14 protein-coding genes are annotated in these 17,142 nt (G+C 71.3%); 3 read left to right on the top strand and 11 right to left on the bottom strand.

The annotated features are described in order from the left end of the window. Window positions 1–26 precede the first annotated feature (26 nt). From pcaD to ACIRPU_RS30515, 7 genes are read right to left on the bottom strand one after another with little or no spacing between them, the layout of a single operon-like run. Window positions 27–1,151 carry a 3-oxoadipate enol-lactonase gene (pcaD, locus tag ACIRPU_RS30545; RefSeq protein ID WP_403872889.1) on the bottom strand — a complete coding sequence of 375 codons (1,125 nt, stop codon included), beginning with the start codon at window positions 1,149–1,151 and terminating at the stop codon, window positions 27–29. Beyond that, window positions 1,148–2,479: a 3-carboxy-cis,cis-muconate cycloisomerase gene (pcaB, locus tag ACIRPU_RS30540; protein ID WP_403872887.1), complete on the bottom strand. Its 1,332-nt coding sequence runs from the start codon at window positions 2,477–2,479 to the stop codon at window positions 1,148–1,150. Before pcaB ends, pcaD begins: the two co-directional genes overlap by 4 nt. Further along, window positions 2,476–3,081 (bottom strand): protocatechuate 3,4-dioxygenase subunit alpha, encoded by a 606-nt coding sequence (pcaG, locus tag ACIRPU_RS30535; RefSeq protein WP_403872885.1) that lies wholly within the window; start codon window positions 3,079–3,081, stop codon window positions 2,476–2,478. The genes pcaB and pcaG overlap by 4 nt, the downstream gene beginning before the upstream one ends. A 6-nt stretch (window positions 3,082–3,087) precedes the next feature. Continuing rightward, entirely contained in the window at window positions 3,088–3,861 is a 774-nt protein-coding gene (gene pcaH, locus ACIRPU_RS30530; protein ID WP_403872883.1) for a protocatechuate 3,4-dioxygenase subunit beta, read from the bottom strand. A gap of 17 nt (window positions 3,862–3,878) precedes the next feature. After that, on the bottom strand, window positions 3,879–5,102 hold the full coding sequence (locus ACIRPU_RS30525) for a thiolase family protein (protein ID WP_403872881.1): 1,224 nt from the start codon (window positions 5,100–5,102) through the stop codon (window positions 3,879–3,881). Next, entirely contained in the window at window positions 5,099–5,746 is a 648-nt protein-coding gene (locus tag ACIRPU_RS30520; protein WP_355706206.1) for a CoA transferase subunit B, read from the bottom strand. Before ACIRPU_RS30520 ends, ACIRPU_RS30525 begins: the two co-directional genes overlap by 4 nt. Beyond that, entirely contained in the window at window positions 5,746–6,528 is a 783-nt protein-coding gene (locus tag ACIRPU_RS30515; RefSeq protein WP_355706205.1) for a CoA transferase subunit A, read from the bottom strand. The genes ACIRPU_RS30520 and ACIRPU_RS30515 overlap by 1 nt, the downstream gene beginning before the upstream one ends. Window positions 6,529–6,740: 212 nt before the next feature. Between ACIRPU_RS30515 and ACIRPU_RS30510 the strand changes: the two genes are divergently transcribed. Further along, on the top strand, window positions 6,741–7,205 hold the full coding sequence (locus ACIRPU_RS30510; RefSeq protein WP_385553004.1) for a MarR family winged helix-turn-helix transcriptional regulator: 465 nt from the start codon (window positions 6,741–6,743) through the stop codon (window positions 7,203–7,205). A 36-nt stretch (window positions 7,206–7,241) separates the two neighbouring features. Here the strand turns inward: ACIRPU_RS30510 and ACIRPU_RS30505 are convergent, their stop codons facing one another. Further along, window positions 7,242–8,228: a DUF3048 domain-containing protein gene (locus ACIRPU_RS30505; RefSeq protein WP_403872878.1), complete on the bottom strand. Its 987-nt coding sequence runs from the start codon at window positions 8,226–8,228 to the stop codon at window positions 7,242–7,244. A 447-nt stretch (window positions 8,229–8,675) separates the two neighbouring features. Between ACIRPU_RS30505 and ACIRPU_RS30500 the strand changes: the two genes are divergently transcribed. After that, on the top strand, window positions 8,676–9,866 hold the full coding sequence (locus tag ACIRPU_RS30500; RefSeq protein WP_403872876.1) for a zinc-dependent alcohol dehydrogenase: 1,191 nt from the start codon (window positions 8,676–8,678) through the stop codon (window positions 9,864–9,866). Window positions 9,867–10,143: 277 nt separating this feature from the next. Here the strand turns inward: ACIRPU_RS30500 and ACIRPU_RS30495 are convergent, their stop codons facing one another. Then, window positions 10,144–11,220 carry an ATP-dependent DNA ligase gene (locus ACIRPU_RS30495; RefSeq protein ID WP_403872874.1) on the bottom strand — a complete coding sequence of 359 codons (1,077 nt, stop codon included), beginning with the start codon at window positions 11,218–11,220 and terminating at the stop codon, window positions 10,144–10,146. Window positions 11,221–11,325: 105 nt separating this feature from the next. On the opposite strand from ACIRPU_RS30495, the gene ligD reads away from it, so the two are divergent. Beyond that, on the top strand, window positions 11,326–12,363 hold the full coding sequence (ligD, locus tag ACIRPU_RS30490) for a non-homologous end-joining DNA ligase (RefSeq protein ID WP_355706200.1): 1,038 nt from the start codon (window positions 11,326–11,328) through the stop codon (window positions 12,361–12,363). A gap of 23 nt (window positions 12,364–12,386) precedes the next feature. Here the strand turns inward: ligD and ACIRPU_RS30485 are convergent, their stop codons facing one another. Continuing rightward, on the bottom strand, window positions 12,387–14,531 hold the full coding sequence (locus ACIRPU_RS30485; protein ID WP_403873098.1) for an OmpL47-type beta-barrel domain-containing protein: 2,145 nt from the start codon (window positions 14,529–14,531) through the stop codon (window positions 12,387–12,389). Between the two features lie 53 nt (window positions 14,532–14,584). Then, the gene (locus tag ACIRPU_RS30480) at window positions 14,585–17,062 is read right to left on the bottom strand and encodes a ThuA domain-containing protein (protein ID WP_403872872.1); all 2,478 of its coding nucleotides are present in this window, start codon (window positions 17,060–17,062) and stop codon (window positions 14,585–14,587) included. Window positions 17,063–17,142 lie beyond the last annotated feature (80 nt).

Genomic DNA, 17,142 nt, shown 5'->3' with positions numbered 1-17,142 from the left:
CAGGGTCACCCTCGGCCGTACTCGTCTCAGCCGGTCCCGTCCTCCTCGGCCAGCACCCGCTGGGCCGTCGCGAACGCCGAGTTCGCCGCCGGCACCCCGCAGTAGACGGCCGTCTGCAACAGGACGGCGCCGATCTCCTCGGGCGTGAGCCCGTTGCGCCGGGCCGCCCGCACATGCATGGCCAGCTCGTCGTAGTGGCCGTGCGCCACCAGCGCCGTCAGCGTGATCATGCTGCGCTCGCGGCGGCTCAGCGTCGGGTCGGTCCAGATCTCGCCCCAGGCGTAGCGGGAGATGAAGTCCTGGTAGCGCGCGGTGAACGCGTTCTGCCCGGCCTGCGCCCGGTCCACGTGCGCGTCCCCGAGCACCTCCCGGCGCACCTCCATGCCCCGCTTGGCCCCGCCGTCGAGATGGGCGCGCAGCGCGGTCAGCACGGCCTCGGGGCACTCGGCGGGCGCGAGGTGGGAGGCGCCCGGGAGCTCGACCAGCGTGGCGCCCGGCACCGCGTCCGCGATCTCCCGCAGATGCGCCGGCGGCGTCGCCGGATCCTGGCGCCCGGCGATCAGCAGGGTCCGTACGGCGATCTCCGGCAGCCGCTCGCGCAGATCGAACGCGCCCAGCGCGTCACAGCACGCCGCGTAGGCCTCCGGGTCCGCGTCGCGGTGGTCGGCTACCAGCCCCGGCACGGTGAACCCGGGTGTGAACCAACGGGCGTTCGCGCCCTCGGCGAGCCCCGCCAGCCCCTCGCGGCGCACCAGCGCGGCCCGCTCCTCCCACGGCTTGGACCCGTTGAAGTGGGCCGACGAGCAGATGACAGCCAACGACGACACCCGCTCCGGGTGGTGCAGCGCCAGCTGCAGACCCACCGCGCCGCCCAGGGACACGCCCGAGTACGCGAACCGCTCCAGGCCGAGCGAGTCGGCCAGCGCCAGCACCAGGCCGGCGAGGTCGGCCATGGTGGCCCCGGGGCCGATCAGGTCGGCCGCCGAACCCCCGTGCCCCGGCAGATCCCAGCGGACCACCCGGTGCGTGGCGGACAGCTCCGGAGCGACCTTGTCCCACAGGGCGTACGAGGTGCCCAGCGAGGGCCCGAGCAGCAGCGGGGGAGCGGAAGTCGGACCCTCGGCACGGTGGTTGAGCAGCTTCTCGGTCAACGTCGCTCCAGCGCACGGTCGGTGAGGCTCCCGGCGGAGCCGGTGTAGCGGGCGGGGTCGGTGAGGTCGCCGAGGTCGACGTCCTTCACATCGGGCTCCATGGCCAGGAGTTCGCCCAGCGGACGGTCCTCGGCGTAGCTGCGCCGGGCGAGTTCGGTGAGCAGTTCCTTGGCGCGGGCCCGGCCGAGCGCGGCCGACAGCGCGGCGGACAGCCGCTCGGAGACGATCAGCCCGTGGGTGAGATCGAGGTGCGCCCGCATCGCGTCCGCGTCCACCCGGAGCCCCTCGGTCAGCTCGGCCGCGTCCCGGGCGGCCCCGCCGGCCAGCCGCAGCAGGTCTCTGAGCGGCTCCCACTCGGCGTGCCACGCCCCGGCCGGCCGCTCGTCCTCCGCCGCCAGGGACCCGTACAGCGTGGCCGCGAGCTGCGGGGCGCGCCGGGCGGCGGCCGCGATCAGCGTGGACCGCACCGGATTGGCCTTGTGCGGCATGGCCGAGGAACCGCCGCCGCTGCCCTCCGTCACTTCGGCGATCTCGGTGCGGGCGAGGGTCAGGACGTCCGTCGCGACCTTCCCCAGCGCGCCCGCCGCGAGGGCCAGACAGCCGGCCAGGTCGGCGATCGGCGTGCGCAGGGTGTGCCACGGCAACAGCGGTGCCCGAAGCCCGAGTTCACCGGCGAAGGCGGCGGGCAGGGCGGTCGCGTCGGTGGCGCCGTACGCCGTGAAGGCCGCCAGCGTCCCGGCCGCGCCGCCGAGTTGGGCGGGCAGCGAGTCCCGGACCGCCGTCACCCGGTCCCGCGCGTCCAGCACCAGAGACCGCCAGCCGGCCGCCTTCAGTCCGAAGGTCGTCGGCACGGCGTGCTGGGTGAGCGTCCGGCCCGGCATCGGCGTGTCGCGATGCGCGGCGGCCAGTCGGGCGAGGGCCCGCTGGACGCGGTCGAGGTCGGCCAGCAGGATGCCGAGGGCGCGCACCGCGACCAGCATCGTCGCCGTGTCCATGATGTCCTGGCTGGTCGCGCCCCGGTGGACGTACGGGCCGTACTCCCCGCCGACCGCCTTCGTCAGATCGGCGACCAGCGGGATCACCGGGTTCCCGCCGCCGCGGGCCCGCTCGGCGAGGGAGCGCACATCGAAGTCGCCGTCGGCGGCGGCCGAGGTGACCGCCGCTCCGGCGCCCCGCGGGGCCAGCCCCAGCGCCTCCTGGGCGCGGGTCAGTGCGGCCTCCGCGTCGAGCAGCGCCCGCAGACAGGCGCTGTCGCCGGTCGCGGCCGCGGCGGGGGAGCCGGTCCACCCGGGGGCGAGCAGACCGGCGTCGTGGTGAGCAGTTGTCACTGGAACTCCAGGAAGACCGTCTCGCCTTCGCCCTGAAGGCGGATGTCGAAACGGTAGGTCCCCAGCTCGCCCCGCGTGGCGATGAGCGTGCCGCGGCGCGCCGGGTCCACCCGCGTCAGCAGCGGGTCGGCGGTCAGCGCGGCCTCGTCGTCCGGCAGATAGAGCCGGGTGAACAGGTGCACGAGGAGCCCGCGGGCGAACACACAGACGCTCAGGTACGGGGCGCTGTGCCCACGCGCGCCCGGTCGCAGGGTCCGCGCGGACCAGTGGCCGTTGGCGTCCGTCTGGATACGGCCCCAGCCGGTGAACTCCACGCCGTTGCGGCCGAGGAAACCGCCGCTCGACGGGTCGCGCCGCATCGAGCCGTCCACCTGCGGCACATTGCCCTCGGGGTCCGCGCCCCACAGTTCCACAAACGCGTCCGGCAACGGGTTGCCCTCCCCGTCGTACACATAGCCCTGGAGGGCGATCGTGTCCGGGTGGCCGAGCGGGGCGATGTCACCGCCGCCGGGGAACGGCAGGGCGTGGCCGTAGAACGGGCCGACCGTGTGCGACGGAGTGGGGAGCACGGTCTCCGGACGGCTCGTGTCGATCTTCGTCATGGCAGGTCAGCGTCCTTCTTCGATCCAGGTGGCGTGCGGCCCGTCGAGCACGATGTCCCAGTGGTAGCCCATGGAGAACTCCGGCACCGACAGGTTGTGGTCGTAGGTGGCGACCAGCCGCTGCCGGGCCGCGTCGTCCGTCACCGACTGGATGATCGGGTCGTACGGGAACAGTGGGTCGCTCGGGAAGTACATCTGCGTCACCAGCCGCTGGGTGAACGCCGTGCCGAAGAGCGAGAAGTGGATATGGGCCGGCCGCCAGGCGTTGACGTGCTGACGCCACGGGTAGGGGCCCGGCTGGACGGTGGTGAAGCGGTAGAAACCGCTGTCGTCCGACAGTGTGCGGCCGACACCCGTGAAGTTCGGGTCCAGCGGGGCGTCGTGCTGCTCGCGCTGGTGGGCGTAGCGGCCCGCCGAGTTGGCCTGCCAGATCTCGACCAGCTGACCGCGGATCGGACGCCCGTCGCGGTCCAGCAACCGGCCGGAAACCGTGATCCGCTCACCGATCGGCTCGCCGTTGTGCTGCCGGGTGAGGTCGTTGTCGATCTCGGTGATGTCCCGCTCGCCGAAGGCGGGGGACGCCAGCTCCACCAGCTCCGGGTCCTTGCTGACGTCGATGGCGACCGGCGGCTGTTTCGGGTGGCGCAGGACGGAGGAGCGGTACGGCGCGTAGTCGCGGCGCGGCTGGTGCTCGACGGGCGCGCCGCCGGCGAGCCGCTTCTCGTACGCGGCGTGCTCGGCCGCGATCTCCTGGTCGATGTCGGCTTGCGTGAGAGTCATGGGACTTCCTGGGTTTCTTATCGTTCGAGGACGAGGGCGAGGCCCTGGCCCACGCCGATGCAGAGGGTGGCGACGCCGACGCCGCAGCCCCGACGGGCGAGCTGGTGGGCGACCGTGCCGGCGAGACGGGCGCCGGAGGCGCCGAGCGGATGACCGAGGGCGATCGCGCCGCCCTGCGGGTTGAGGACCGCCGGGTCCAACTCGGGCCACTCGGCCACACAGCCGAGCACCTGGGCCGCGAAGGCCTCGTTCAGTTCGAGCACCGACAGATCGGCGAATCCCCTGCCCGCCTTGGCGAGCGCACGGTTGACGGCCTCGACGGGAGCCAGTCCGAAGTACTGCGGATCGATCGCGGACACCCCGGTGGCACCGACCCGGGCGAGCGGCTCACGTCCGGTGGCCTTCAACCCCTCCTCGTCCACCAGCAGCAGGGCCGCGGCGCCGTCGTTCAACGGCGAGGCGTTGCCCGCCGTCACCGTCCCCTCCTCCGTCCGGAACGACGGCCTGAGCTTCGCCATCGCCTCCAGCGAGGCGTCCGCCCGTACGCACTCGTCGGCGCCGAACACCACCGGGTCGCCCTTGCGGCGCGGGATCGACACGGGCGCGAGCTCGGCGTCGAACAAGCCCGCCTCCTGGGCCGCGGCGGCCTTGCGGTGGCTGGCGAGGGCGAACTCGTCCTGCTGCTCGCGGCCGATCTTGTGCTTGTCGGCGATCAGCTCGGCCGACTCGCCCAGCGGGATCGTCCACTGCGGGTCCATCCGCGGATTGACCATCCGCCAGCCCAGCGTCGTCGAGTACAGCTCGCTGTGCCCGGCGGGGAACGCCCGGTCCGACTTCGGCAGCACGTACGGCGCGCGGGTCATCGACTCCACACCGCCGGCGACGGCGATGGAGGCGTCGCCGACCGCGATGGCGCGGGCCGCCTGGATGACCGCCTCCAGGCCGGAGGCGCACAGCCGGTTGACGGTGACCCCCGGCACGGAGGTGGGCAGGCCCGCGAGCAGCGCGCCCATCCGGCCGACGTTGCGGTTCTCCTCGCCGGCCCCGTTGGCGTTGCCGAAGTAGACGTCCTCGATGCGGGAGGGGTCCAACGCGGGGGTACGGGCGATGAGTTCACGGATGGCGTGCGCGGCGAGGTCGTCCGGGCGGACCGAGGCCAGCGTGCCGTTGTAGCGGCCGATCGGGGTGCGGACCGCGTCGACGACGTACACGGTCTTGAGGCGGTTGCCGTTGTCGCTCATGACGGGATCTCCTCGGCGAGACGGACCTTGGCGGCGGTCTTCGTCACGATCTCGTCGGCGGTGACGCCCGGTGCGGTCTCCACCAGCACCAGCCCCTCCTCGGTGACGTCCAGGACGCCCAGGTCGGTGATGATCCGGTTCACGCAACGCTTCCCGGTCAGGGGCAGCGCGCAGTCGGTGAGGATCTTGGGGCTGCCGTCCTTGGCGGTGTGGGTCATGACGACGATGACCGTACGGGCCCCGTGCACCAGGTCCATCGCCCCGCCGATCCCGGTGATCAGCTTGCCGGGGATCGCCCAGTTCGCCAGGTCGCCGCGCTCGGACACCTGCATCGCGCCGAGCACGGCGACGTCGATGTGCCCGCCGCGGATCATGCCGAAGGACAGCGCCGAGTCGAAGAAGGACGCGCCCGGCAGTACCGTCACGGTCTCCTTGCCGGCGTTGATCAGGTCCGGGTCGACGGCGTCCTCGGTGGGATAGGGGCCGGTGCCCAGGATGCCGTTCTCGCTCTCCAGCACCACCTCGACGTCCGCCGGGAGGTAGTTGGGGATGAGGGTCGGCAGTCCGATGCCGAGATTGACGTACTGGCCGTCCTCCAGCTCGCGCGCGGCGCGGGCGGCCATCTCCTCACGTGTCCAGGCCATCACTCGCTCACCGTTCCCTCTGCCGCGGGCGCGGAGACCGTCCGCTGCTCGATCCTCTTGTCCGCCGCCTGCTCCGGCGTCAGCGCGATCACGCGCTGCACGAAGACGCCCGGCAGATGGACCGCGTCCGGGTCGATCTCACCGGGCTCGACGAGCTCCTCGACCTCGGCGATCGTGATCCGTCCGGCCATGGCGGAGAGCGGGTTGAAGTTGCGGGCGGACTTGTTGAACACCAGGTTGCCGTGCCGGTCGCCCTTCGCCGCCCTGACCAGCGCGAAGTCGGTGCGGATACCGTGCTCCAGCACATACTCCGCACCGTCGAACTCCCGGACCTCCTTCGGCGGCGAGGCCAGGGCGACGCCGCCCTCGCCGTCGTAACGCCACGGCAGGCCGCCGTCGGCGACCTGGGTGCCCACGCCCGCGGGGGTGTAGAAGGCGGGGATCCCGGCGCCGCCGGCCCGCAGCCGCTCGGCCAGCGTGCCCTGCGGGATCATCTCGACCTCGAGCTCACCGGAGAGGTACTGGCGGGCGAACTCCTTGTTCGCGCCGATGTAGGAACCGGTTACCCGGGCGATCCGCCCGGCGGCCAGCAGCACCGCGAGGCCCGACTCCATCGCGCCGCAGTTGTTGGAGACGACCGACAGTCCGGTGACGCCCCGTTCGTACAGCGCCTGGATGAGGACGTTCGGCACGCCGCTCAACCCGAATCCACCCACTGCCACAGACGCGCCGTCGGGCACGTCGGCCACCGCCTCCAGGGCCGTGGCGACCACCTTGTCCATCCGTGAAGCCCCATCTCTTCCACGCGCCCCCGGCCGTCAATTAATCAGGGCACTGATTATTTCTCCGAGGTTTCCCACACGCTGCCACCGCAGCATGGAGCAGTCAAGACCCCAGGCCGCAGGTCTGACAAGGGTCACTCAGCCACGAGACTCGATCGGTCACACGCGGTATCGTTCAGTGCACCGACGAAATCTCACGCTGAGGAGCGCACATGGCCGCGGTGGATCTCACCAGCCACCCCGGGCACCTGGCCCGGCGGCTCCAGCAGGCGCACTACCTGCTGTGGAACACGATGGTCTCCGAGGAGATCACCTCACCGCAGTTCGCGGTCCTCAACGCGCTCGTCGCCGAGCCGGGCCTGGACCAGCGCACGGTCGGGGAGCGGGTGGGGCTCGACCGCTCCACCATCGCCGAGGTGATCAGCAGACTCATCCGCCGGGAACTGCTCGACAAGGCCCGCGACCCGCAGGACGGGCGCCGCTTCCTGCTGGGACTCACCGACGAGGGACTGCGCACCCACCGCAGGCTCACCGTGCGCACGGCCCGGATGAACCAGGTCTTCCTGTCTCCGCTCTCGGCCGCGGAACAGACCCTGTTCCTCGAGCTCATCCAGCGCGTATCGGACGCGGCGGAGGGGCTGCGCAACCCGGCGGAACCCCTGGTCGCGCCGTCCTGACCAGGGCGTCCGCGCGCGCCGTCGGGCCGCGCGACCTCAGGGCGCCTGCGCGAACACCACCCACACCTGGCCCTCGGCGAAGGCGACCGGGGCGCCGTCGTCGGTCGTGAAGTCCGTCCCGTCCGTGGCCGTCGCCCGCTGCCAGCGCACGTCGTAACGGCGTCCGTCGCGCAGCACCTGCGCCTTTCCCGAGCCCACCGTCTCGGTGTACGGCGTGTTGTTGCCGAGGAAGTCGTGGAAGCCCGAGGCGCGCACCTTCACGTACTGCACCACCACCGTGGCCGGGGCCACCCGCTGCCCGCCGGCCGTCACCGTCGGCGCGCCGTCCGTCGAGACCAGCCAGCGCCCCCGGCTCGCGGACCAGGTGAAGGCGAAGCGGGCCGCCGGGTAGCGCACGGTGAGCGAGGGCTGTGCCGTGCCGCCGGAGGGCGCGGTGCCGTAGCGGAACCCGGTGGTCAGCGCCGCGGAGCCCGGCGCGGAGGGCAGCAGGCGACCCGGGCGCACATAGAGGTTGTGCGGCGCGGCCCGGTCGGTGCCCCGGTAGTAGGCCCCGGCGCCGGCCGCGTCCTCGGGCGTGACGGCGTCCAGCGGCGCCCGGTCGATCAGCGGCAGCAGCTTGCCCTGCGCCCCGGAGAACGCCAGCACCGGCCGTGCGAACTGGCCCAGCAGCTCCAGATCCGACTCGCGGGCGCTGCGCACCGGACCGACGGCCTTCGGCATCGTGGTCGCGTACACGGCCATCAGCCGGCTCAGCCCGCCCTCGACCTGCTCGACGTAGACGACGTCCGCGGAGTCGAGGCCGGTCTGCGGCCGGGCGCCGGGAGCGTTGTCGATCTTCACGGCGAGCACGGAGCCGACGACGGCCGAGGGACTGGTGCTCCCGCTCGGGTTCGGCTGCTGCGACGCGCTCCGGCCGTCGTCGTCCGGCGACGGCTCGCGGGTCGTCGTGCAGCCCGCCGCCAGGCCGATCGCCAGTACGACGGCCAGCAGCGCCGCGGCCACCGCGGAGGGCCCGGCACGCATCGCGCGCATCGCGCGCGCCGGGTGACCCGGACGTCTCGGATCTCGCGGACGTCCGGGATCTCGGGTACGTCCGGGATCTCGGGTACGTCCGGGATCTTGGGTACGTCTGGGATCTCGGGTACGTCTTGAACGACTCGTGCCTGTCATGGCCACCCCCGTTTCGTCTCTCGATTGTGCGCTCGTCCGTTCGAGAGTGGCTATGCGTGGATGCGGGCTGTGCGGGCTGTGCAGGCTGCGTGAGTGGGGCGGGCGTGCGGGTGATGCACGCGTGCGGATGGCGCGGGCGTGCGTGGTGCGGTCGGTGAGGGCTGGGGCTGCGTGGGGCTGTGGTCACGAGCGGCGGGCGTCGCGGTTCGCGGCCGGGGGGTCGGGTACCCGGGCCGCAGTCAGGATCCGGTACCCCCGGACCAGCCGGGACGGGCCGGTCGGCGGAGGGAGCGCGGCGCGATGAAGGCAGTGACCTGGCAGGGCAAGCGGGACATACGGGTGGACACCGTGCCCGACCCGACGATCCAGGAACCGACGGATGCCGTCATCCGCATCACGTCCAGCGGCCTGTGCGGCTCCGACCTGCACCTGTACGAGGTGCTCACCCCGTTCATGACCCCGGGCGACATCCTCGGCCACGAGCCCATGGGCATCGTCGAGGAGGTCGGCGCCGCAGTACCCGACCTCAAGGCCGGCGACCGGGTCGTGGTGCCGTTCCAGATCGCCTGCGGCAACTGCTGGATGTGCCTCAACGCGCTGCCCACCCAGTGCGAGACGACCCAGGTCACCGGCGAGGGCATGGGCGCCGCCCTGTTCGGCTACACCCGTCTGTACGGGGCGGTGCCCGGTGCCCAGGCCGAGTATCTGCGTGTACCGCAGGCCCAGTTCGGTCCCATCAAGGTGCCCGAGGGGCCGCCCGACGACCGTTTCGTGTACCTCTCCGACGTCCTGCCCACCGCCTGGCAGGCGGTCGCCTACGCCGACATTCCCGAGGGCGGCACCGTCGCGGTGCTCGGCCTCGGCCCCATCGGCGACATGGCCTGCCGCATTGCACAGGTGCGCGGAGCGGGCCGGGTGTTCGGCGTGGACCTGGTCGGCGACCGGCTGCGCCGGGCCAGGGCGCGGGGCGTGGAGACGTACGACCTGCGCAGCTTCGACAGCGAGAAGGAGCTCGTCGCCGCGATCCGCGACGAGACCGACGGTCGCGGCCCGGACGCCGTGATCGACGCCGTCGGCACCGAGGCACACGGCAGCGCGGCCGCCCGCATGATCCAGAACGCCTCCGCCATGCTGCCGCGGAAACTGAGCGGCCCGCTCGCGGAACGCTTCAGCGTCGACCGGCTCGCCGCCCTGAACACCGCCATCGAGCTGGTGCGTCGCGGCGGCACCCTCTCCCTCGTCGGCGTCTACGGCGGCATGGCCGACCCGCTGCCGATGCTCACCATGTTCGACAAGCAGCTCCAGATCCGCATGGGGCAGGCCAACGTGCGCCGCTGGATCGACGACATCCTGCCGTACCTCACCGACGAGGACCCGCTCGGCGTCGACGACTTCGCCACCCACCGCGTGCCGCTGTCGGACGCCCCGCACGCGTACGAGATGTTCCAGCGCAAGCAGGACGGCGCGGTGAAGGTCCTGATGACGCCGTGAAGGCGGTTGCGAGTCGGGGGAGCGCGAAACCGGTTCCGGCTCAGGGACTAGCCCGAAACCGCTTGCGGATCAGAGGTCAGCCCGAAACCGCTTGCGGATCAGGTGAGGGTGAAACCGGTTGCGGATGAGAGGTGAGCCCGCAACCGGTTGCGGATCAGTGATGAGTCCGAAACCGGTTGCGCATCACGTTGTGTCTGAAACCCACTGTGGATCACGAGCGGCACGCAAACGCTTGTGGATCACGACCGATGCGAAACCGCGGGCAACCGCTTGTGGATCACGTCGAGGGCGGCGCCCCGAGGATCTCCGACAGGTCGTAGCGCACCGGTTCCTCCAGTTGCGCGTACGTGCAACTGGTCGGGGTGCGGTCCGGGCGCCAGCGGCGGAAGCGTGCGGTGTGCCGGAAGCGCGCCCCGTTCTCCATGTGGTCGTACGCCACCTCGACCACCCGCTCGGGCCGCAACGGCACCCAGGACAGGTCCTTCTTGCCCGACCAGCGGCTCGGCGCCCCGGGCAGCCGGGCCGACTCGTGCGCGGCCTCCTGCGACCAGGCCGCCCACGGATGGCCCGTCGCGTCCTCCATGCGCAGCGGCTCCAGCTCCTCGATCAGCTCCGCCCGGCGTTTCATGGCGAAGGCGGCCGACACGCCGACGTGCTGGAGGACGCCCCGGTCGTCGTACAGGCCCAGCAGCAGCGAGCCGACCACCGGTCCGCTCTTGTGGAAGCGGTATCCGGCGACGACGACGTCCGCGGTGCGCTCGTGCTTGACCTTGAACATGGCGCGCTCGTTCCGGCGGTACCGCAGGGTGAGCGGCTTGGCGATCACCCCGTCCAGGCCCGCGCCCTCGTACTCCTCGAACCATTGCCGCGCCACCTCGGCGTCGGTCGTCGCCGGCGCCACGTGCACGGGCGCCGTCACCCCGGCGAGGGCCTCGGTCAGCAGCTCACGCCGGTCGCTCAGCGGCACGTCCAGGAGCGATCGGTCGGCGAGTGCCAGCAGGTCGAAGGCGACGAACGACGCCGGGGTCCGTTCGGCGAGTGTGCGCACCCGGGAGTCCGCCGGGTGGATGCGCTCCGTGAGAGCGTCGAAGTCGAGCCGTCCCTCCCGGGCGATCACGATCTCCCCGTCCAGCACGCACCGCTGCGGCACCCGCTCCCGCAACGCCTCCACCAGCTCCGGAAAATACCTGGTCAACGGCTTTCCGGTGCGGCTGCCCAGTTCGATCTCGGCACCGTCGCGGAACACGATCGCCCGGAAACCGTCCCACTTCGCCTCGTACTGCATCCCCGGCGGAATCGTCGCCACCGACTTGGCGAGCATCGGCTTCACGGGCGGCATCACCGGCAGATCCATGGTCCGATTCTGCGCGAGGATCGCGGGGACCGCCCGGTGTGCGAGCCGCCGGGAGCCGCCCGCGAGCTGATGCGAGGTGTCGGAGGTGTGTCTACCGTGGCTCGCATGGGCGATGCGGTGGAACTGGAAGTGGCCGGCCGGACGGTACGGCTGTCCAGCCCCGACAAGGTCTTCTTCCCGGAGCGCGGCTTCACCAAGCTGGACCTGGCCCGCTACTACCAGGCGGTCGCCCCCGGCATCCTGCGAGCGCTGCGCAACCGCCCCACCACCCTGGAGCGCTACCCGGACGGAGTCACCGGCGAGTCCTTCTTCCAGAAGCGGGCGCCCAAGAACATGCCCGACTGGATCCCGACCGCCCACATCACCTTCCCCAGCGGCCGCAGCGCCGACGAGATGTGCCCGACCGAGGAGGCCGCCGTCCTGTGGGCCGCCCAGTACGGCACCCTCACCTTCCACCCCTGGCCCGTGCGCCGCGACGACGTCGACCGGCCCGACGAACTGCGCATCGACCTCGACCCGCAGCCCGGCACCGACTACGACGACGCGGTCCACGCCGCCTACGAACTGCGGGCGGTGCTGGAGGAGTTCGGCGGACTGCGCGGGTGGCCCAAGACCTCCGGCGGCCGTGGTCTGCACGTCTTCGTGCCGATCGAACCCCGCTGGACCTTCACCCAGGTCCGGCGCGCCGCCATCGCCGTCGGCCGGGAGATGGAACGGCGGCTGCCGGAGCAGGTGACGATCAAGTGGTGGAAGGAGGAGCGCGGCGAGCGCATCTTCGTCGACTACAACCAGACCGCCCGCGACCGCACCATCGCCTCCGCCTACTCCGTACGGCCCCGTCCGCACGCGCCCGTCTCCGCGCCGCTGCGCTGGGAGGAGGTCGGCGACGCCCACCCGAGCGACTTCGACCTCGCGACCATGCCGGCCCGGTACGCCGAACTCGGCGATGTGCACGCCGACATGGACGACCACGCGTTCTCCCTGGAGCCCCTCCTCGAACTCGCCCGCCGCGACGAACACGACCACGGCCTGGGCGACCTGCCGTATCCGCCGGAGTACCCGAAGATGCCCGGAGAGCCGAAACGGGTGCAGCCGAGCCGGGCCCGCCACGAGGACGCCCCGGGCGGACCCGGGGCGTCCTAGGGCGACCGTGCCGCGTTCCCTGGTCACAACTCCTTGATGCGGATGTCCCGGTACGAGACGACGTCCGTCGTGCTGTGCACCTGGAGCCCGAGGTAACCGGATGCGAAACGCCGTCCGTCCGTGCCCGGGTCGTCCGCGCGCGGCGGGGAGAACTCCTGGCCGCCGGTGTTGTCGAACTCGTTGATCAGCGCTCCGTTGCGGTAGATCGAGTAGTGCTGGTCGACCACCCTGATCTCGTAGTCGTTCCAGGTCCCCTTCTGGGTGACGCCGGCGCCGGCGAGTCCCACGCGGTCGAAGCCGTACACCGACCCGGTCTTGTACATGTCGCCGTCCGGCCGGTCCAGTACCTGCACCTCGTGCCCGTACTTGATGGCGACCCACTCCGGTCGTGGCTCCTCGGCATGGTCATGGACCCACGGGAAGCGCACGAACACACCGGAGTTGGCGTTGCCCGTGCCCGGCGCGTCGTCACGCCACTGGAGCTTCAGCGAGAAGTCGCCGTACTTGCGCTCGGGGAACCACAGCATGCCCAGGCCCTGTCGGGTGGTCCCGCTGGTGATGGACCCGTCGGGGTTCTGGGCGAACGAACCGCCGCCCACCTGCTGCCACTTGGTGAACGAGTCCGCGCTGCCGTCGAGGATCGTACGGTAGCCCTCGGTCTGGCCGGGCTTGCCGATCCCGGAGCGGCGGGCGGCCTCCTGGACGGCGTCGTACTCGCGCTGGTCCACGACCCCCGCGCCGAACAACTCGTCGAGGACCGTCGTGACGTGCTTGAGGAACAGCGCGTGGGACGTCCACTCCCGCTCGTCCTCGATCAACTCGTTGATCCGGCACCGTTTGTCGGTCAGCCGGTTCGGCACCCCGGAGTCGACCGTGCCGATGATCACCGTCAACCGCTCGTCGTACTCGGGGCAGTTGGGGGCCGGAACCTGGCTGGACACCACGGTGAAGGTCACGGTGCGCGCGGTGGAGGTGTTGCCCGCCTTGTCGGTGGCACGGTAGGCGAGGGTGTGCGGGCCCGCCCGGTCGACGACCACCGGGATGGTGTATGCGATGTACGGTCCACCGTCGAGTGAATACTCGATCCGGTCGACACCCGACCCGTGCTCGTCCGTCGCGCTCACGGTCACCCTGGCGTTGCCGACATAGGCCCCGCCGGAGTTCTTCGTGCCCTCGACGGTCACGCCGGTCACCGGCGGTGTGGTGTCCTGCGGGGTCGCCGCGACCACGGTGAACCGGACGCTCTTCTCGGGGGACACGTTGCCCGCCTTGTCGGTGGCCCGGTACCGCACGGTGTGTGTGCCGACCTGGTGCACCATCACGGGCGCGGTGTACGGCTGCCAGGCCCCGGAGCCGACGGCGTACTCGACGGTGTTGACCCCGGATCCGGTGTCGGAGGCCGACACGGTGACGGTCGCCATGTCGACGTACGTGCCGTCGGGATTCCGCTCGCCGCTCACCGTCCCGGAGGTGTCCGGGGGTGTCGCGTCGTCGGAGGGCGGGGCGACGACCGTGAACGCGGTGGTCTTCTCCGCGGAGACGTTGCCGGCCTTGTCGAACGCCCGGTAGCGGATCTGGTGGCTGCCGACCTGGTCGACGACGATCGGTGCGGTGTACGGGATCCAGTCACCCGTGGTGCCGACCGCATACTGGATACCGTCGACCCCCGACCCGCCGTCGTCGTTCGCCCCGATCGCGACACTCGCCGAGCCGACGTACTCACCCTGAGCGTTCCGCGTGCCGGTGACCTGAGCCGTGGTCTCGGGCGGTGTCGTGTCCTCGCCGCTGCCCTCGGTCACCACGAGGATGCCCTGCATCTGGCCGTGGCCGGGGATCGTGCAGTGGTAGAAGTAGCGGCCCGGGGTCAGGGTGACCTCGGCGGTGTGCCGACCGCCCATGTCGTCGTTCGGGTTGGCCAGGATGTTCAGTGTGACGTCGTCGTTGAACTCGGGGTCGCTGGTGGCGAACGTCAACGTGTGCGGCATGCCCATGGTGTTGCCGGTCGCCACACTGTTCTCGAAGACGATCGTCGCCTGACCCGCCACCGCCGTCGTCGGCGCCGAACCGTACGCGGTGATGTCGTCGCCTGCGGTCCAGGTGAGCACCTGGGCGGCGGCCGCCGGTGCGGACTGCGCCGCGGTGGGCGCCGCCTGAAGCCCGAGCAGCATCAGCACGGCGGCCAACAGGGCCGTCCAGATTCTTCGTTGCCGTGTTCGCCGTGTCACTGAGCCCCCCTCGCCAGCCGGTCGGCGGCCGGTGTCGGACCGCCGCCCTGGTAAGTGACCTTCCACAGCGCCGACTTGGCGTCCGAGGTGAAGAAACCGCGGCCGTAGTCGAGGACGTACAGGGCGCCGTCCGGGCCGAACTTCCAGTCCATGAGGTTCTTGATGCCGTCGTTGCCGACGGGCACGATCTTCTTCAGCGACTCCGAGTGCACCGGCAGACCGCCCGACCCCTGCGTCCTCGGGTCCATGACCACCGCGTTGCGCGGCTGATCGGCGTCATAGAAGTCGCCGACGAACCACTTGCCGTCCCAGTACGCGGGCCACCTGACCGCGTTCGAGCCGGCGGCGTCGTATCGGTAGACCGGCCCGTTCATCGCCGCCTGGCCGCCGCCCTTGAGCCATGGCAGCCGGTACGTCGCCTGGTCCTTCTGGTAGGAGGGGACGCCGTTGGCATCGCGCGGGTAGTCCGGTGCGCCGCCCTGGGGCGAGTACCAGATGTTGTTGCCGGTGACCGGCGGCAGGTTGACCAGGCCGTCGTTGTTCGGCGACTCGTTCTTCGGGTGGTCGCAGTCGTACCAGCCGAGCGGCTGCGAGGGATCCGGCAGGTTGCGGTCCCGGTAGGGCTGCTTGTTGCCCATGCAGTACGGCCAACCCCGGTTGCCCGCCTGGGTGATGACGGCGAACGTGTCGTACTTCGCCGGACCCCAGATGGGCGACGGCTCGCCCGCGTCCGGGCCGACCCAGCCCGCGTACAGGATGTCGGTGCTCCGGTCGACGGAGATGCGCGCGGGGTTGCGGACGCCCATCACATAGATCTCGCCGCGGGTCTTGCCGCCGCCCTCGTCGGTCTCCCGTCCCGTGAACAGGTTGCCCGCCGGGAGCGTGTACGTTCCGTCCGGCTCCGGATGGATGCGCAGGATCTTGCCGTTGAGGTTGTGGGTGTTTCCGGCCGTGCGGCGCGCGTCGGCGAAGGAGACGCCCTTGAAGTTCGGCTGCGGGTTGTTGCCGGAGTAACCGCCGCTGAAACCGCTGGAGTTGTTGTCGCCGGTGGCGATGTACAGGTTGTCCTTGGAGTCCCAGGCCAGCCCGCCCCCGGCGTGACAGCAACTGTGCACCTGCACCGGCCACTTGAGCAGCACCTTCTCGCTGCCGAGGTCGAGCCGGTTCGTGGCGAGGTCGAGCGTGAAGCGCGAGACGCGCCGCTCGGCAATCCGGGTGTCCCGGTTGACGCCCGAGTGGGGCGTGTAGTGCAGGTACACCCAGCCGTTCTGCTCGAAGCGCGGGTCGAGTTCGATGCCGAGGAGACCTTCCTCGACCTTGACGAGCTCGTCGCCGCCGCCCTTGTTGCCGAAGACCGTCAGCTCCCCGGCCAGAGTGACCTTCTTGGTAGCCGGGTCGTAGACGTGGATCTGGCCCTTGCCCTTGCCCACGTCCGGGTTGTTCCAGTCGGTGATCACCGGCCGGGAGGAGTCGGCGCCGCCCCGCCCGATGTAGAGAACCCGCCCGTCGGGCGCGGTGACCAGGCCGTGCGGCTCACCGATCTGGTCGTTCTGGCCCGGCTGGTTGGCCGGTGTCAGCCGCTCGGCCTTGTAGTTCCCGGTGATGGTCGCCTTGCAGTCGGCCCGCACCAGCCGGGACGTCCAGAGCAGGGCGCCGCGCAGATGCGTACGGAAGTCGGTCTCGTCGTACGAGGAGACCGTGCCGCCCATGCCGGTGTAGAAGGAACGGCCGCCGTCGTAGTCGCGGCACCAACTCATTGGATGGTCAGCGCCGTTGGCGCTCGTGCCCGGCTGGTAGGTCGACTCGCGCACCCGGGCGACGGTGTGCACGTCGCCGGACGGGTTCTTCACCCAGTTCGGCCACAGGTCGGGGCGCTTCCACTCCAGCGGCAGCGCCCCGGTGGCCGGATGCCGCCGGTCGCCGACCTCGACGGTGGCCCGCTGTACGGCCGTCGGGCTCGACGCGGCGGGACGGGCGCCGATCAGGCCGGTGAACCAGTCCGAGTACGGCTCCGCACGGGCCGCGTCATGGACGCCGACGAATCCGCCGCCGGCCTCCATATAGGCCTCCAGGCCCGCTTCCTGCTCCGGGTCGAGGACGTCACCGCCCCCGGTCAGGAACACGACCGTGTTGTAACCACCCAGCCGTGTCTGGCTGGTGAAGACCGAGGCGTCGGCCGTGGCCTCGACCTCGAAGCGCTGGTCCGCCGGCCCGGACAGGCCGATCCGCTCGATGGCCTCGATTCCGGCGTTGACGACCGGTGACTCGTCCCCGGCCGCGGCCGACCCGTGGAAGATCAGCACCCGTACGTTCGCGCCGCCCGGCGGCGACTTGATGGACATCGTTGTCAGGGGTGGTTCCGGGGCCGGGCGCGCGTCCGCGGCCGGCGCGGACAGCAGGCCGGCGACGAGCGTTGCGCACGCCACAGCGGTCACCCGGATTCGTCTTCTCGTACTCAACCCTCGTAAGTGCATGGGCACCTCCTCGGTCACAGCGACAGCGCCAAGGAAGCTAGACCCCATGTGCATGACTCGCCAATAGCTATGACCGCAAC

The organism is Streptomyces sp. NPDC102259, assembly GCF_044766465.1.
In the GTDB taxonomy this organism is placed as follows: Bacteria; Actinomycetota; Actinomycetes; order Streptomycetales; family Streptomycetaceae; genus Streptomyces.
This window is presented reverse-complemented; position numbering and strand designations above follow the sequence as displayed.

Excerpts from the sequence above, each read along its gene's own strand:
- ACIRPU_RS30480 (WP_403872872.1), bottom strand. The coding sequence starts at position 17,062 with ATGCACTTACGAGGGTTGAGTACGAGAAGACGAATCCGGGTGACCGCT.
- ACIRPU_RS30495 (WP_403872874.1), bottom strand. The coding sequence starts at position 11,220 with ATGGATCTGCCGGTGATGCCGCCCGTGAAGCCGATGCTCGCCAAGTCG.
- pcaG (WP_403872885.1), bottom strand. The coding sequence starts at position 3,081 with ATGACGAAGATCGACACGAGCCGTCCGGAGACCGTGCTCCCCACTCCG.
- ACIRPU_RS30485 (WP_403873098.1), bottom strand. The coding sequence starts at position 14,531 with ATGCTGCTCGGGCTTCAGGCGGCGCCCACCGCGGCGCAGTCCGCACCG.
- ligD (WP_355706200.1), top strand. The coding sequence starts at position 11,326 with ATGGGCGATGCGGTGGAACTGGAAGTGGCCGGCCGGACGGTACGGCTG.
- ACIRPU_RS30525 (WP_403872881.1), bottom strand. The coding sequence starts at position 5,102 with ATGAGCGACAACGGCAACCGCCTCAAGACCGTGTACGTCGTCGACGCG.
- ACIRPU_RS30500 (WP_403872876.1), top strand. The coding sequence starts at position 8,676 with ATGAAGGCAGTGACCTGGCAGGGCAAGCGGGACATACGGGTGGACACC.
- ACIRPU_RS30520 (WP_355706206.1), bottom strand. The coding sequence starts at position 5,746 with ATGGCCTGGACACGTGAGGAGATGGCCGCCCGCGCCGCGCGCGAGCTG.
- ACIRPU_RS30515 (WP_355706205.1), bottom strand. The coding sequence starts at position 6,528 with ATGGACAAGGTGGTCGCCACGGCCCTGGAGGCGGTGGCCGACGTGCCC.
- ACIRPU_RS30505 (WP_403872878.1), bottom strand. The coding sequence starts at position 8,228 with ATGCGTGCCGGGCCCTCCGCGGTGGCCGCGGCGCTGCTGGCCGTCGTA.
- ACIRPU_RS30510 (WP_385553004.1), top strand. The coding sequence starts at position 6,741 with ATGGCCGCGGTGGATCTCACCAGCCACCCCGGGCACCTGGCCCGGCGG.
- pcaH (WP_403872883.1), bottom strand. The coding sequence starts at position 3,861 with ATGACTCTCACGCAAGCCGACATCGACCAGGAGATCGCGGCCGAGCAC.